13 protein-coding genes and 1 pseudogene are annotated in these 13,997 nt (G+C 50.0%); 7 read left to right on the forward strand and 7 right to left on the reverse strand.

Annotated features, from left to right (window positions below; all coding sequences use genetic code 11):
- Positions 1–69 precede the first annotated feature (69 nt).
- The 4 genes from mutS to A5N84_RS11565 are packed head-to-tail and all read right to left on the reverse strand — an operon-like array spanning position 70 to position 6,345.
- Positions 70–2,562 (reverse strand): DNA mismatch repair protein MutS, encoded by a 2,493-nt coding sequence (gene mutS, locus A5N84_RS03735; protein ID WP_233119913.1) that lies wholly within the window; start codon positions 2,560–2,562, stop codon positions 70–72.
- Between the two features lie 37 nt (positions 2,563–2,599).
- Complete coding sequence (locus tag A5N84_RS11555; RefSeq protein ID WP_233119914.1) at positions 2,600–3,724, reverse strand: phosphoribosylformylglycinamidine synthase subunit PurQ; 1,125 nt, start codon at positions 3,722–3,724, stop codon at positions 2,600–2,602.
- Positions 3,725–4,189: a hypothetical protein gene (locus A5N84_RS11560; RefSeq protein WP_233119915.1), complete on the reverse strand. Its 465-nt coding sequence runs from the start codon at positions 4,187–4,189 to the stop codon at positions 3,725–3,727.
- Positions 4,174–6,345 (reverse strand): AIR synthase-related protein, encoded by a 2,172-nt coding sequence (locus A5N84_RS11565; RefSeq protein WP_233119916.1) that lies wholly within the window; start codon positions 6,343–6,345, stop codon positions 4,174–4,176. The genes A5N84_RS11560 and A5N84_RS11565 overlap by 16 nt, the downstream gene beginning before the upstream one ends.
- A 145-nt stretch (positions 6,346–6,490) precedes the next feature.
- Here A5N84_RS11565 and A5N84_RS03745 point away from each other — a divergent pair, with 145 nt between their 5' ends.
- Complete coding sequence (locus A5N84_RS03745; protein ID WP_072281321.1) at positions 6,491–6,769, forward strand: hypothetical protein; 279 nt, start codon at positions 6,491–6,493, stop codon at positions 6,767–6,769.
- On the opposite strand, the gene A5N84_RS03750 is transcribed toward A5N84_RS03745, so the two are convergent.
- Complete coding sequence (locus A5N84_RS03750; RefSeq protein WP_072281322.1) at positions 6,750–7,232, reverse strand: SoxR reducing system RseC family protein; 483 nt, start codon at positions 7,230–7,232, stop codon at positions 6,750–6,752. The two genes, A5N84_RS03745 and A5N84_RS03750, sit on opposite strands and share 20 nt — an antisense overlap.
- An 89-nt stretch (positions 7,233–7,321) precedes the next feature.
- On the opposite strand from A5N84_RS03750, the gene A5N84_RS03755 reads away from it, so the two are divergent.
- The 6 genes and pseudogenes from A5N84_RS03755 (at position 7,322) to A5N84_RS03770 (ending at position 11,891) form a co-directional block, all read left to right on the forward strand.
- A complete protein-coding gene (locus A5N84_RS03755; protein WP_072281323.1) occupies positions 7,322–7,561 on the forward strand; it encodes a hypothetical protein in 240 nt (79 codons plus the stop codon).
- Positions 7,561–8,346 carry an efflux RND transporter periplasmic adaptor subunit gene (locus A5N84_RS03760; RefSeq protein WP_078055555.1) on the forward strand — a complete coding sequence of 262 codons (786 nt, stop codon included), beginning with the start codon at positions 7,561–7,563 and terminating at the stop codon, positions 8,344–8,346. The genes A5N84_RS03755 and A5N84_RS03760 overlap by 1 nt, the downstream gene beginning before the upstream one ends.
- A 155-nt stretch (positions 8,347–8,501) precedes the next feature.
- A pseudogene (locus A5N84_RS12530) lies at positions 8,502–9,152 on the forward strand (efflux RND transporter permease subunit); the annotation flags it as partial.
- 92 nt (positions 9,153–9,244) lie between these two features.
- On the forward strand, positions 9,245–10,522 hold the full coding sequence (locus A5N84_RS12535) for an efflux RND transporter permease subunit (RefSeq protein ID WP_198923767.1): 1,278 nt from the start codon (positions 9,245–9,247) through the stop codon (positions 10,520–10,522).
- Between the two features lie 2 nt (positions 10,523–10,524).
- Positions 10,525–11,529 carry an efflux RND transporter permease subunit gene (locus A5N84_RS12540; protein WP_198923768.1) on the forward strand — a complete coding sequence of 335 codons (1,005 nt, stop codon included), beginning with the start codon at positions 10,525–10,527 and terminating at the stop codon, positions 11,527–11,529.
- Positions 11,530–11,534: 5 nt separating this feature from the next.
- Entirely contained in the window at positions 11,535–11,891 is a 357-nt protein-coding gene (locus A5N84_RS03770) for a hypothetical protein (RefSeq protein ID WP_072281325.1), read from the forward strand.
- Positions 11,892–12,191: 300 nt separating this feature from the next.
- Here the strand turns inward: A5N84_RS03770 and A5N84_RS03775 are convergent, their stop codons facing one another.
- Both A5N84_RS03775 and A5N84_RS03780 read right to left on the reverse strand, forming a co-directional pair.
- On the reverse strand, positions 12,192–12,827 hold the full coding sequence (locus A5N84_RS03775; RefSeq protein ID WP_072281326.1) for a glutathione S-transferase N-terminal domain-containing protein: 636 nt from the start codon (positions 12,825–12,827) through the stop codon (positions 12,192–12,194).
- Positions 12,828–12,903: 76 nt separating this feature from the next.
- Positions 12,904–13,887, reverse strand: coding sequence for a malate dehydrogenase (locus tag A5N84_RS03780; protein ID WP_072281327.1), 984 nt, complete (start codon positions 13,885–13,887; stop codon positions 12,904–12,906).
- Positions 13,888–13,997 lie beyond the last annotated feature (110 nt).

A 13,997-nucleotide genomic window follows, 5' to 3' on the forward strand; every position in this document is an offset into this window, starting at 1 on the left:
GTTTTTTTATGTGGAGGTTGTGGGGATTGAAGTTGGGCGCGCCATTGATAGAGGAGATCTTGCGCGGCTTTAGGGCTGAGGTTGTCTAGGTCTAGGGTGTTGAGTTGGTGGAGGATTTTTTGTATTTCGGGGTTGGGCTCTGGCTGCGGTGGTTCGCTGGGAAGAAGGGAGATTTGCTGGGGGTTTGCTGTGTTGGGTTTCAAGTTGGCGGAGTTTTTGTTGTGCTTGGTGTAAAACAGGTTTGGGGACGCCAGCTAGGCGTGCAACTTGTAGACCATAACTTTTGCTGGCAGCGCCTTGTTTGACTTGGTGGAGGAAGGCGATGTTGTCATGGTGTTCGATGGCGCTTAGATGGTAGTTGCTGATATTGGGGTATTGTTGGGCGAGTTGGGTGAGTTCGAAGTAGTGGGTGGCAAAGAGGGTGAGGGCGCGGTTGTGTTGGCTTAGGTGTTGTGCGCTTGCCCAAGCAAGAGAGAGTCCATCAAAGGTGCTGGTGCCACGTCCGATTTCGTCCATGAGAACAAGTGAATGTTGGTCGGCGTTGTGCAGGATGTTGGCGGTTTCGCTCATCTCCACCATGAAGGTTGAGCGTCCGCTGGCGATATCATCGCTTGCGCCGATGCGGGTGAAGATGCGGGTTAATGGTCCAAATTGGGCGCTTTTTGCAGGGACGTAACTGCCTGCATGGGCGAGTATGCTGATGAGGGCATTTTGGCGCATGTAGGTGGATTTTCCGCCCATATTAGCGCCTGTCAGGATGAGGAGTTGCTGTTTGGGGGTGATGGTGAGGTTGTTGGCAATAAAGGGGGTGTCGCTGTGTTGTTCAACGACGGGATGACGTCCTTGCTGGATGTGGATGCCAATTTCTGTGCAGAAGGTGGGGCGGTGGTAGTTGTGGCGCTTAGCGAGTATGGCAAAGGCGCTTAAGACGTCGAGGCTGGCGAGGCTGTGGGCGATTTGGTAGTACCAGTGGCGGTGTTGGTCTAGTTGGGTAAGCAGTTGGTTGTAGAGTTGTTTTTCAAGGTTTAGCGCTTTTTCACGAGCGCTTAGGATTTGTTCTTCTAGGGTTTTGAGTTCGTCGCTGATATAGCGTTCGCTGCTTTTGAGGGTTTGGCGTCGCAACCAATGTTTGGGGGCGTGTTCGCTTTGGCTTCTAGGGATTTCAAGATAGTAGCCGTGAACGCGGTTATAGCCAATTTTTAGGCTGTCAATGCCACTTTGCTGGCGCTCTTGTTGCTGGATTTGTTGTAGGATTTGGTCGCTGTGTTGGCTGAGTTGGGTGAGGTGTTTGAGTTCGTCGTGGTAATCAGGATTAAAAATGCCACCCTCTTTTAAATTAGGGGGTAGGGTGTCGGTCAGTGCGGTTTGTAATAGGGTGTGGATTTGTGGGTTTTGATTGAGGGGGGCGATGAGTTTCGCGATGAGGGGGGCTTGTTGGGCGCTTGATTGTAGAAGTTGGTGGAGGTGGGGGAGTTGGGTTAGGGTGTCGCGCAGTTGTGATAAATCACGTGGTTTGGCGCTGGTCATGGCGATGCGTGTGGCGATGCGCTCAAGGTCGGCGCTGTGTTTGAGGAGGGTTTGTAGGTCGTTGTGGGCTGGGTCGGTTATGAGGGTGGCGACGCTGTCTAATCGCGCGTTGATGGTGGTGTGTTGAGTTAGGGGTTGGTTGATCCAGCGTTTGAGTAGGCGGCTACCAGATGCGCTTTGGCAGTGGTTGATGGTGGCGATGAGGCTGCGTTTGTGTTCGCCGTTTAGGGTGTATTCAAGTTCTAGGTTGCGACGAGTGCTGGCGTCTAAAATGAGGTGGTCGTGGGTTTGTTGGCGTTTTGGGGGGTTGAGCGGGGGGCAATGCTGTTTGTGGGTGTCGTGTAGGTATTGCAACAGGCAGCCAGCAGGGCGTAGGAGTGGGTCATCATCGCTAAAGCCGTAACTTTCAAGGCTTTGCACGGCAAAATGTTGTTGTAGGAGGTGGGTGGCGCTTTTTTGCTCAAAATACCAGTCGGGTTGGCGGTGGGGATGGGGTAGATGGGCGGGGAGGGTAAGGCGCGTGCTTTCAGGGAGGAGGATTTCGCTTGGGCGAAGGCGCTCAAGTTCGGCGTGTAGGTCGATGTCGTTGTGGAGGGTGGTGAGGTGAAAGCGGGCGCTGCTTATATCGGCATAGGCTAAATGATAATGCGGTGGCTCGGGATAAAGGCAGGCTAGGATGTTGTCGCGTTGTTGGTCTAATAGGGCGTCATCGGTGAGTGTGCCCGGGGTGATGATACGGGTAACGGCGCGTTCAACAGGTCCTTTGCTGGTCGCTGGGTCGCCAATTTGTTCGCAAATCACCGCACAGACGCCTTGGGCAACGAGTTTTGCAAGGTAGTTATCTAGTGCGTGGACGGGAACGCCTGCCATGGGAATGGGGGCGCCAGCCGATTGTCCGCGCGTGGTAACGCTAATGCCTAAAAGTTCGCCAGCACGATGGGCATCGTCAAAAAAGAGTTCGTAAAAATCCCCCATGCGATAGAGCAATAAAGTTTCTGGAAAGTCTTTTTTGATGCTTAAGTATTGTTGCATCATGGGGGTGTGTTCGCGGTATGGCATAGGGGGCGGTGGGTTATTTGAATGCTTGGATGCCTGCTAGGAAAATATCTTGGTCGCGGAAATTGGGGTAGTTGCGATGCAGTCCTTTAAGGTGGCGTTCGCTGTGTCCCATTTTGCCGAAGATATGTCCGTTGGGGCTGGTAATGCCTTCAATGGCTAGTTGTGAGCCGTTTGGATTGTAACGGGCGTCCATGCTGGGTTCGTTGGTGTTGGGGTTGGCGTATTGGGTGGCAATTTGTCCTTGGTTGATGAGGGTTTCTAGGATTTTTTCTCCACAAAGGAAGCGCCCTTCGCCATGAGAGAGGCAGACTTCATGCGCTTGTCCAATCTTAAAATCACGCAACCACGGGCTGTGATTATTAGCGACAACGGTGGTGGCAACGCGCGCTAAATGGCGTCCTAGGGTGTTGTGGGTGAGGGTGGCGTCATTTTCTTTTAGGGAGGTGAATGTGCCGTAGGGGAGAAGTCCGCATTTGATAAGGGCTTGGAAGCCGTTGCAAATGCCTAAGATGAGTCCGTCTCTGGCAAGGAAATCTTCGATGCTTTCGCGCACGCGTGCTTCTCTTAAAAAAGTGGCGATAAATTTTCCTGAGCCATCGGGTTCATCTCCTGCGCTAAATCCGCCTGAAAGCGCAAGGATTTGGCTTTGCTTTAGGGTGGTAATGAAATGTTCGATAGAGTGCTGGATATCGCTTTGCTGGCGATTGCATAAAATGCTTTCGCTGACTAAGGCGCCATGGCGACTAAAGGCGCGCGCGGTGTCGAGTTCGCTGTTTGTTCCGGGGAAAACAGGCAAGCAGACGCGCGGTTGGGCTAAGCTTGTGGTGCGACGGTTGTTGGTTGGGATGTTTTGCCCTGTGGCAAGAGCGATTGTTACGCCTTGTTGGGTTTTGCTTGGATAAAGCGGGTAGAGGTCTTTAAGTGTGGCGCTGGCGATTTGATAGAAGGTTTCGATGCTTTCGCTGTGGTTGTTTAAGGTGATTTTGCCGTTGTCGGTGGTATAGCCAAGATGTTTGAGATGAGCGGTAACGCCTAATCCGCCTTTACTGCTGATGAGATACCCTCCATATTCGGCGATAAAGAGGTCTTCTTTATCAATGGATTCGATGTTGACGCCGATGTTATTGCCAAGGTACATTCATAGATGGCTTGTAAGATACCGCCATGGCGAATGCTGCGCACGCTTTGGATGAGCTTCTTCGATGCCTTGAGTAATAAATTGGTTGTTTTTCATAAAAGCGTCAAGATCGGGGCGATTGTGTTCATCTTGCGGACAGCGTAGCCAGTAGAGTTGATGTTCGCTTTGTTTGAATTCGGGGCTCATAACGCGGTTTTTATTGACACTGGCAACGGCAAATGCAATGAGCGTAGGGGGGACGTGTCGGTCGTTAAAAGAGCCACTCATCGAATCTTTTCCGCCAATAGCGGCGCGATTTAGGCGATAAAGCGCATGATGTGCGCCTAATAATGCGCTATAGGGTTGCCCCCAGTGTTCGGGTTTATCTTCTAGGCGGCGGAAATATTCTTGCAGGGAATAGTGAGCTTGACGAGCCTCTCCTCCACAGGCGACAAGGCGTGCGGTAGCTTCTACAACAGCGCACAATCCGCCATGATAGGGGCTCCAACTACTAAGGTCTGGGTCAAATCCATAAGCAAGAATGGAGCGGTGTCGGTTGGAGTGGGGGTTGGGAGGGTGTAGACGCTGGCTTCTGCAGGAGTGCGTTGTAGGCGTCCGCCATAGGGAAGTAAAACAGCGCCTGCGCCAACGCTATGGTCGAAGCGGTCGCCCAATCCGCGTTGGTTGGCGAATTTGAGTTGGCTGAGTTGTTCGCTGAGGGCGTCCACCCATGTTTGTTCTTCTGTAAGGGGTTTTGGGGTGGGGTCAAGTTCGGGGTTGAGGTCGGCTAATAAGACGCGGTCTTGATAGCTGGTTGCGCCGTTGCTTTCTAGTAGGTCGCGCGCTAGGGAAACAACGGTTTCTCCGCGATAGCGCATGGTGAGGGTGTTGCTGTTATTGACAGTGGCAATGACGCTGGCGTTTAGATTTTCTTGCGCGGCGAGTTGTTTAGCAAGGGCAACATCTTCTTCTTGCACAACGATTGCCATGCGCTCTTGTGATTCTGAAATGGCGAGTTCCGTAGCGCTAAGTCCTTGGTATTTAACAGGGATGGCGTCTAAATCAATCTCTACACCATCAGCTAATTCACCAATAGCGACACTTACGCCACCAGCGCCAAAATCGTTGCATCGTTTAATTAGTTGAGCAAACTCTTTTTTACGGAATAGACGTTGGAGTTTGCGCTCTTCAGGAGGATTGCCTTTTTGCACTTCAGCAGCACTTACGAGGAGGGATTGGTCGTGTTGTTGGCGCGATGAGCCTGTAGCCCCCCCGCAGCCATCTCGTCCAGTTGCGCCCCCAATAAGAATGATTTTATCGCCTGCCTGTGGTTGGCTACGTTGGACGTGAGCTTTTGGCGTTGCACCGACCACTGCGCCAACTTCCATATGTTTGGCAAGATAGCCTAAATGGTAGAACTCAACAATTTGTCCGTTTGCCAGCCCAATTTGATTGCCGTAGGAGGCGGCGCCTTCGGCAGATTGTTGGGCGATAAGGCGCTGAGGGAGTTTGCCTACTAGGGTTTGCTCAATGGGTTGGCGTGGGTCAGCACTGCCAGATAGGCGCATGGCTTGGTAGACGTAAGCGCGTCCTGATAAGGGGTCGCGAATCGCCCCGCCAATGCAGGTGGCAGCACCACCATAAGGCTCGATTTCGGTGGGGTGGTTGTGGGTTTCGTTTTTAAATTGCAAAAGCCATGGCTCGCTTTTGCCGTTTTGTTCAATCTCTACAAAAACAGAGCAGGCGTTGATTTCAGCTGAAAACTCAACGTCTTCAAGGTTGCCTTGTTTTTTTTGATATTTGGCGTCGATGGTGGCAAGTTCCATGAGGGTGTAGGGGCGCTGGTCGGCTTGTTCGCCATAGACATGTTGGCGTAGCGCTTGATAGTCAACAAATTCTTGACGCAATAATGCGCCAAAGGCATTTTGCGGGAAAGCAAAGGCGTTGAGTTGAGTGTTAAAGGTGCTATGGCGGCAGTGGTCTGACCAGTAGGTGTCTAGGACGCGCAGTTCGGTTTCACTTGGCGCGCGCTCTAGGCGCTGAAAATGCTGTTGGATAAGGTGTAAATCTTCAATGGTCATGGCGAGGTTGTGTTGGCTATACCATTGTTTTAGCGCGTCTTTATCCAGTGTAATGAAGTTATCATAATACACAGGCGCGCTTGGTTGTTGAGCGCTGGGGCGTTCGGTTAGGGTGAGGATTTTTTCTTGGCTTTCGATGGGGTTGATGAGGTAGTCTTTGATGGCTTGTTGGTCTTGTTCGCTCAATTCGCCATAAAAGAGATAGGCTTGTGCGCTGGTAACGTCGACGCTTTTTAAGCGTTCATCAAGCATGGCAAGGCATTGCATGGCGGAGTCGGCACGTTGGTCAAATTGTCCTGCAAGCGGTTCAATGATGAGGGTAAAATCCGCTTCGGGGAGTTCGCTGTGGATGTGGTCGCTTACGGGGTCGGCAAAGACTTGTTCGCAGGCAAGTTCTATGAGTTCTTCGGGGCAGTTATAGCAGTCGTAGAGATGAATTAGGCGTAGTTTGGTTAAGGTGTTGATGCCAAGAACCGTTTTGAGGGTCTCGCTTAGGGTATGGTGATGGGTAAACTCTGGGCGTTTTTCAAAAAATAGGCGAGTAAAAGTGTGTGATGGCATAGTGTCCTCAAGATTTTTTTGGCAAATTGGCGGATTTTAGCATAATTTTTTGTGTTCGCTTGTGGGGAGATTTGTCGTGGTCTGTGGAGGTTGTGGTGTTACACTAGTTGCTCTTTTTTGTTAATTTGTCTTTCAGGAGGCTTGGATGCTAAATAAAATTAATCTAAATCCGTCTGTGCGTTTTGAACTGCAACAGTATTTGCAAACCCATCAGGTAACGTTGGCGCAGGCGATGGAAGAGGAGCAGATGAATGCGCAGTTGGCGGCGATTTTCCATGCAGGATTGCCTGCGATGCTAAAAATGACGTATTCGCTGGAGAAGATGCAGACGTTTTTTTGGACTAAACGTGAGCTGTTGGTGCGGTATTTGGGGGAGAAGTTAACGCAAAAGGTGGGGGCTAAACCTAAGAAGAAGCGGAAGTAGATTGAGCAATGCAAAGACTTGGGGCGCTGTCGTCTTGTAGTTGTAGGTGGTGGCTGAGTTGAAGGCTGTTTAGGCGTCGGCTGAGTTTAAGTCCGATAAAACTGCCAATAAGGGCGCTGATGAGTTGTAGTCCTTCATTGAAGTTTAGGAAAAATGCGCTACTTAGTCCTATGAAAAATCCTGTAAGAGCTAGCGCGTAGAGGATGGTGGCGGTGCGGTTAAGTAGCGATGCAGGAATTTTTAAATAGGCGGTGGTGTTGGGATGTACAGTGGGATTGGCTTGGGAGTGTGGGAAGCGGTAGGTGATGTTGGCGTTTGGGCGGATGCCTTTAAACCATGGGTTGGCGCCACATCCTTGTCCTTGAGCGCATTTGGGGCAGCTGGCGCGGGGGTCTGCAATTTTAAAGTGGATGTGGTGTGTGTCGATGTGGGTGATGTGGATGGGGAGGGTGTAGTGGGTCATGGCTGGAGTGGTTTTTGAATTTTGGCGATTGTAACGGATAATGCGCGGTTTTGTCGCTTGTGCGTGGTTAATTTTTGTTTGAGGCTGTTATGAAAAAGATGATGTGGGTTTTTTGGGTGGTGTGGTTGTTTTCTCTTGAGGTTTGGGCGCAGTCGGCGTTAACGGTGGAGGTGGTGCTGCCTAAGCAAGAGGTGGTGGAGAAGGTGCATGAAGCGAGTGGATTTGTGCGCGCTAAGGCTTTGGCAAGTGTGGATGCGCGTTTAAATGGGGCGGTGCTTACAGACATTGCGGTTGAGGTGGGGGATGTGGTGGAAAGGGGGCGGTGTTGATGCGCTTTGATGCGGCTATGATAGAGCAGGAGTTGGCACAGGCAAAGGCGCAGTTGGCGCAGGCGGAGGTGGCGTTGCGCTTGGGGGGGCGCAATGCAAAAAGAGCGCAGGAATTGCTAGCAGAGCGGGCGATGAGTGCAATGGAGGCAGAGCAGTTGGTGGCGTCGCGTGATGAGGCGAAGGCGCGTGTGGCGCAGGCTAAGGCGTTGGTTGAGTTGCAAAAATTGCGTTTGGAGTATGCAGAGGTGGTGGCGCCTGTTGCTGGGGTGGTGAGTGCGAAATTGGCAGTTTTGGGGCAGACGGCGACGGTGGGGATGCCACTTTTGCAGATGATGGTCGATGGGGCGTTGCAGTGGCAGGCGGAGGTGCCGAGTGAGTGGCTTTCTGAGGTGGAGGTGGGGACGGCGGTGCGCTTGAAGTTTGATGAAATGGAGGTTTCTGGGGTGGTGGAAAATATTGCGCCAGTGGTCGATGAGCGTTCACGGCGTGGGTTGGTGTATGTGGATTTGCAAGAGACGGCGGGGTTGCGCGCTGGGCTGTTGTTGCGGGGGGAGTTTTTAGTGGATTCTTATGAGGCATTGACTGTGCCTAGTTCGGCGGTAACGATTGAGGATGGCTATCACTATGTTTGGGTGGTCGATGATTCAAGTCGTGTGCATCGTCAGAATGTTGAGGTGGGACGGCGCGATAATCAGCGTGTAGAGGTGCGTGGGGTGGAAGCGCAGGCGCGTTTGGTGATGCGTGGGGGGAGTTTTTGGTGGATGGGGATTTGGTGCACGTGGTGAATCAGTCGCCTACTTTGGCGCGCTAGAGGGGCGGGATTTGAGTTTTTATAAGGTGGGTGTGTGATGAATGTTTCGGCGTATGCGATTCGTAATCCTTTGTTTGCGGTGATGTTGTTTGTGTTGTTGACTGTTGGGGGATTTTTAGTTTTCAGCAGATGAAGGTGCAACAGTTTCCTGATATTGATTTTCCTATGATTGTGGTGACGATAACGCAAGCTGGGGTTTCGCCTGAACAGTTGGAAAATGATGTGGCAAAAACGGTTGAGGATAAGGTGGCGTCCATTGCTGGGGTGAAGCATATCCGTTCGATTGTGCAAACGGGTGTGGCGACGGTGATGATTGAGTTTGAGTTGGAAAAATCATTACAGGAGGCGCTTGATGAGGTGCGTTCGGCGGTTGATGAGATTCGTGGGTCGTTGCCTGTGGAGGCGAATGAGCCAATTGTGAGCAAGGCTTCGACGTCTGGTTTGCCCATTGTAACTTATACGATTGCCGATGAGAATATGGATGCATTGGCGTTGTCTTGGTATGTGGATAATACGCTGTTTAAGCAATTATCCAGTATTGAGGGGGTGGGGGCGTTGAGTCGTGTGGGTGGGGTGTCGCGTGAGATTCGTGTAGAGCCTGACCCTGTGGCGCTAGAAGGTTATGGGGTGAGTATTGTAGAGATTTCTCAACAAATTGATGCTTTGCAACAGGATTTATCGAGTGGGGTAGCGCGTGTGGGCGCGGGTAGGCAGCCTATTCGAACGATGGCAGCTTTAGATAATGCGGCGGCGCTGGCGGATTTGCGTTTGCAGGTGGGTAATGGGCAGACGGTGCGCTTGGGCGATATCGCGCGTATTAAGGATACGCAGGCAGAGCCTTCAACCGTGCGCTACTGGATGGGCGTGAGGTGGTGGGATTTGAGATTACGCGTAGTCGCGGGGCGAGTGAGGTGGCGGTTATGGAACGGGTGGATGCGCTACTGGATAGGTTGGCGGCACAAAATCCACAATTACAGTTTGAGAAGGTGTTTGATTTGGCAACGCCTGTAAAACAAGATTATCACGCTTCTATTCAAATGCTCATTGAAGGGGGGATTTTGGCGGTGGTAGTGGTGTTTGCGTTTTTGCGCAATGTGCGTGCGACTTTTGTGGCGGCAACGGCATTGCCTTTGTCGATTATTCCTGCATTTATTGGCATTTATTGGTTGGGTTTTAGTATTAATGCGATTTCATTATTGGCGTTGTCGCTGGTGATTGGGGTGTTGGTTGATGATGCAATTGTTGAGATTGAAAATATTATGCGTCATTTACGCTTGGGCAAAACGCCTTATCAGGCGGCGATGGAGGCGGCAGATGAAATTGGTTTGGCGGTTGTTGCAACGACGTTTACGCTGATTGCAGTTTTTTTGCCAACGGCGTTTATGAGTGGGGTGATTGGGCAGTTTTTTAAACAATTTGGTTGGACGGCTTCTATTGCAATTTTTGCCTCGCTGTTGGTGGCAAGGTTGCTAACGCCGATGATGTCGGCTTATTTATTAAAACCTGATAGGTCGGTGGAGCCTGAAAAAGGGCGTTTGATGCGTGGATATTTAAAATTGGTGCGCTGGACGATTCGTTGGCGGTGGCTGACGTTAGGGGTAACTTTGGCGCTGTTTATAGGGTCGTTGAGTTTGGGGCGGTATTTATCAACGGCGTTTATTCCCGCAGATGATTTTTCACAATCTAGAGTGCAAATTGAATTGCCCCCTGAATCAACGCTTGAAGATACGCAACAGGTGAGCGAATGGGCGCGCGCGGCGATTGCTGAGATTGATGGGATTGAGCATGTTTATACTTCTATTGGTGGGGCGCATGCGGATTTGGAAAAAGATTCAGGCGGTAGTGGTGAGGTGCGAAAGGCAACGCTAAATTTGGTGTTGGCAGAGCGTGGCACGCGAGCTTTGAAAACTATTATTGAGCGCCAAATTACAAAGGCGCTGGAGAATGTGCCCGGGGCGCGCTTTAGCGTGGGATTGAGTAACGGGGGAGAGCAGAATTATAAAATTGCGCTAACCAGTAATTATCCACAGGCGTTAAAACAAACAACACGGCAACTGATTGATGAATTGCGCACTTTACCCAATGCGTCGAATGTGCGCAGTGATGAAGGTTTGGTGCGTGAGGAGCTTAAAATCTACCTGATTATTTGAAGATGGCGGATAGAGGGATTACAACAGCGGAGATTGCGCGCACGCTTAGGGTGGCGACGTCGGGGGATTATCCATCGATGTTGTCAAAGTTAAATTTAAATCAGCGTCAAATTCCAATAGTGGTAACGTTGCCTGAAAAAGCGCGTGGTGATTTGTCAACATTGCTAGATTTGCAGGTGGTGGGTGCAAAAGGGGCGGTGCGCTTGGGGGATGTGGTGGCGTTGAGTTTTGATTCAGGGCCTTCAGGGTTAAATCGCTATGACCGCAAACGCACGGTAACCATTACCGCAGAGCCAAGAGAGGGGAGTTTGGGGGAATTAATCGCTCATGCGCGCGAATTGCCGACTTTAAAAGCGCTACAAAATACCGCCAATGGTGGGGCATCTAATAAGCGCGTGCAACTCTCTGAGCAGGGACAGGCTGAAAATCTGCGTGAGCTGTTTTCTGGTTTTATTATGGCAATGTTTGTTGGGGTGTTGTGCATTTATGGGGTGTTGGTGTTGTTGTTTAAAAAAGTTTTGCAACCGCTAACGATTCTGATGGCATTGCCATTGTCTATTGGTGGGGCGTTTGTGGGGTTGTTGTTAAGTCAAAGCGCGTTGTCAATGCCTTCGATGATTGGTTTTATTATGTTGATGGGGATTGCGACTAAAAATTCGATTTTGCTGGTTGATTACGCCATTTTGGCGCAAGAGAAAGACGGATTGTCGCGCTTGGAGGCAATTCTTGATGCCTGCTCTAAACGCGCCCGCCCCATTATTATGACAACAATTGCAATGGGGGCAGGGATGTTGCCGTTAATTCTAGGCTGGGGTGAGGCAGATCCGTCTTTTAGGCGCCCTATGGGGGTTGCTGTGTTTGGCGGATTGATGACCTCTACGCTGTTGAGTTTGGTCGTTATTCCGACGGTCTATACTTTGATGGATGATTTGGGACGTTTGTTTAAAAAGGGATTAGGCGGAATCAGTCAACCCCATGGTGACGCTAAACCAAAGACAGTGGAATAATCCTGATGAGGCGACAAAAAATTGGATTGGGATTGGTTTGGCTGGCTTTATTGGTGTTGTTGGTCAGTTATGCACTTGGGCTGTGGTGGACTCATCAACATGATGGTAGGCGGTTGTTTGCAGGTGGGGTGTTGTTGGTGTTGCCTTTGTTGTATTTTGTCGCGCAGATGCTTGTTGTGCGTGCAAAAACTTTTGTGGCGCTGGCGTTATTAGCGCCGCTGTATTTATTTTATGGGGGTGTGGTATGGATTTGGGGGGATTGGCGCTTTGGTGCGTGGTTGTGTGGCTGGGCGGTGGTGTTGCAGGTGGGGGCGATTTTGCATAATTTTCAGCGTAGGATAAAGCGTAAAGTATCGCGATAAAAGGTGGCGTGGTTCTGATGCTTTTATTGTTCACCATACGCCATTTTAATATCGAGCCTCTCAAGAGAATAAAGTTCGCTGAAACAATCTGCTAACCTTTTGTGGGGATTTTGACTGTAAAAATAGTTTATTTTCTGTTGTTTGAACCCTTTGCGTAGAGAAAAAATTGGGGTGAATTCATGATTTGATGGATTGCGCCTTGGTTTTCTTATCAATGAAATCACCCCCAACTTGTTGTCAAGGCTTGGGGGTGAATGTGCGGTGATTGTCAGCGCAAAGTTTTGGCAGTAGAGAGGATGGTTAGACCTGCCAGTCTTTGGCTTCGTTAAAGCCGAGTTCAGACGGGGTTTGTGGGCGGTTTTGGAGGCTTTGATTATGGGTAAGGCTTAAAATGGCACGTTGTTGTATGGCATGCAAGGCTTGCTGGTTGCTGGCGCTTAGATGCGCTGTGAGCGTAGGTTGTCTAAGGCTTAAATAGTCAAAAGCGCAGGCTAATATGATTTGTGCGTAGTCGTTGCTGTTGGCTTGGAGCTCTGGGGCGCTGTGAAGGGCGCGGATGATGCTTTGCTGAGCACGCTCAATAAAAGGATGTTCAGGTTGGGTTTTAGGGGCAAAATGCTTAAGAGAAAAGGCTTTGACAATTTGCTCAATCAAGCTGTAGGCGTAGGCAAAAAGATTGAGATTGGCTTGATTGTTGGCGTTATTGACAAAAGCATCTGGGTGGAGAAATTGGCAGATAAGGGAGGTTTGGTACAAGGTATGATTGTCATCACTGATAAGAGTGGGGATTTGGGAAAAAGGATTATGAGTGGTGAGGGATTCAGGGTTATCCCATGGGTTGACGAAATTGAGTTTGAGTTGGGTGTGGTTGGCTATTATGGCGGTGATAAGAGTAAGGCGAGAAAAAGGAGAGGTGGGGCTTAGATAAAGTTGCATGATGTTGTTCTTTTTTTGAGAGTTTGAACGATTTTTAGCTTAAAGCGCGCAGTGGATGCTACGCGCTTTTAAAAGATTAAGCGTTGAGTAGGTGGGTAATCGCATCGCGCTCTTCGCGCAATTCTTGCTCAGTGGCGCGCATTTTTTCTTGGCTGAATTCACTAAGCTCAAGCCCTTGCACGATTTCATAATCGCCATTTTTACAACGACAAGGGAAAGAATAAATTAATCCTTTTTCAATGCCATAGGAGCCATCAGAAGGAACCGCCATACTAACCCAGTCGTTTTCAGGAGTGCCTAAAGCCCAAGTGCGCATGTGGTCAATGGCAGCAGAGGCAGCAGAGGCAGCAGAAGATGCACCGCGTGCTTTAATGATGGCCGCACCGCGTTGTTGAACCTCTGGAATAAAGGTTTTCTCATACCATTGCTGGTTGATTTTCTCTTGTACGGGCTGTCCGTTAATCATGGCGTGCGCTAGATCAGGATATTGAGTTGCAGAATGATTGCCCCAAATGGTGAGATTGCTTAGGTCGGTAGTGTGTACGTTGAGTTTATCCGCCAATAAACTTAGTGCGCGATTGTGGTCAAGTCGGGTCATGGCGGTGAAGTTTTTAGGGTTGAGGTCGGGTGCAAAGGTTTTAGTAATAAGCGCATTAGTGTTTGCGGGATTGCCGACAACAAGCACTTTAACGTTGCGATTGGCATGCTCGTTTAGTGCTTGACCTTGTGGTTTGAAAATTGCGCCATTGGCTTCGAGAAGGTCTTTGCGTTCCATGCCTGCGCTACGAGGGCGCGCACCTACCAGTAGCGCATAATCACAATCTTTAAAAGCGATACTGGCTTTGTCGGTGGCGATAATGTCGGCAAGCAGTGGAAAGGCACAATCTTTTAATTCCATAACCACGCCTTTTAAAGCCTCTAGCGCATTAGGAATTTCAAGGAGTTGGAGAATGATAGGTTGGTCTTTGCCAAGCATTTCACCAGAGGCAATGCGAAAAGCCATAGCATAGCCAATATTGCCTGCAGCACCTGTAATACTAACGCGAACGGGTTGTTTCATCGGGGGGTCTCCTCTAGGATTTAAAAAATTTGAGTATAGCAGTTCTTAATTCTCTAACGTAAGGCAATTTTAATGTAAAATGAGCGCTCAATTTATGAAAGGACGCTGTT

The sequence above is a fragment of the Rappaport israeli genome, from assembly GCF_001888055.1.
GTDB lineage: Bacteria > Pseudomonadota > Gammaproteobacteria > Cardiobacteriales > Cardiobacteriaceae > Rappaport > Rappaport israeli.

Excerpts from the sequence above, each read along its gene's own strand:
- A5N84_RS03775 (WP_072281326.1), bottom strand. The coding sequence starts at position 12,827 with ATGCAACTTTATCTAAGCCCCACCTCTCCTTTTTCTCGCCTTACTCTT.
- A5N84_RS03780 (WP_072281327.1), bottom strand. The coding sequence starts at position 13,887 with ATGAAACAACCCGTTCGCGTTAGTATTACAGGTGCTGCAGGCAATATT.
- A5N84_RS11555 (WP_233119914.1), bottom strand. The coding sequence starts at position 3,724 with ATGTACCTTGGCAATAACATCGGCGTCAACATCGAATCCATTGATAAA.
- A5N84_RS03750 (WP_072281322.1), bottom strand. The coding sequence starts at position 7,232 with ATGACCCACTACACCCTCCCCATCCACATCACCCACATCGACACACAC.
- A5N84_RS03745 (WP_072281321.1), top strand. The coding sequence starts at position 6,491 with ATGCTAAATAAAATTAATCTAAATCCGTCTGTGCGTTTTGAACTGCAA.
- A5N84_RS03760 (WP_078055555.1), top strand. The coding sequence starts at position 7,561 with ATGCGCTTTGATGCGGCTATGATAGAGCAGGAGTTGGCACAGGCAAAG.
- A5N84_RS12540 (WP_198923768.1), top strand. The coding sequence starts at position 10,525 with ATGGCGGATAGAGGGATTACAACAGCGGAGATTGCGCGCACGCTTAGG.
- mutS (WP_233119913.1), bottom strand. The coding sequence starts at position 2,562 with ATGATGCAACAATACTTAAGCATCAAAAAAGACTTTCCAGAAACTTTA.
- A5N84_RS11565 (WP_233119916.1), bottom strand. The coding sequence starts at position 6,345 with ATGCCATCACACACTTTTACTCGCCTATTTTTTGAAAAACGCCCAGAG.
- A5N84_RS03770 (WP_072281325.1), top strand. The coding sequence starts at position 11,535 with ATGAGGCGACAAAAAATTGGATTGGGATTGGTTTGGCTGGCTTTATTG.
- A5N84_RS03755 (WP_072281323.1), top strand. The coding sequence starts at position 7,322 with ATGAAAAAGATGATGTGGGTTTTTTGGGTGGTGTGGTTGTTTTCTCTT.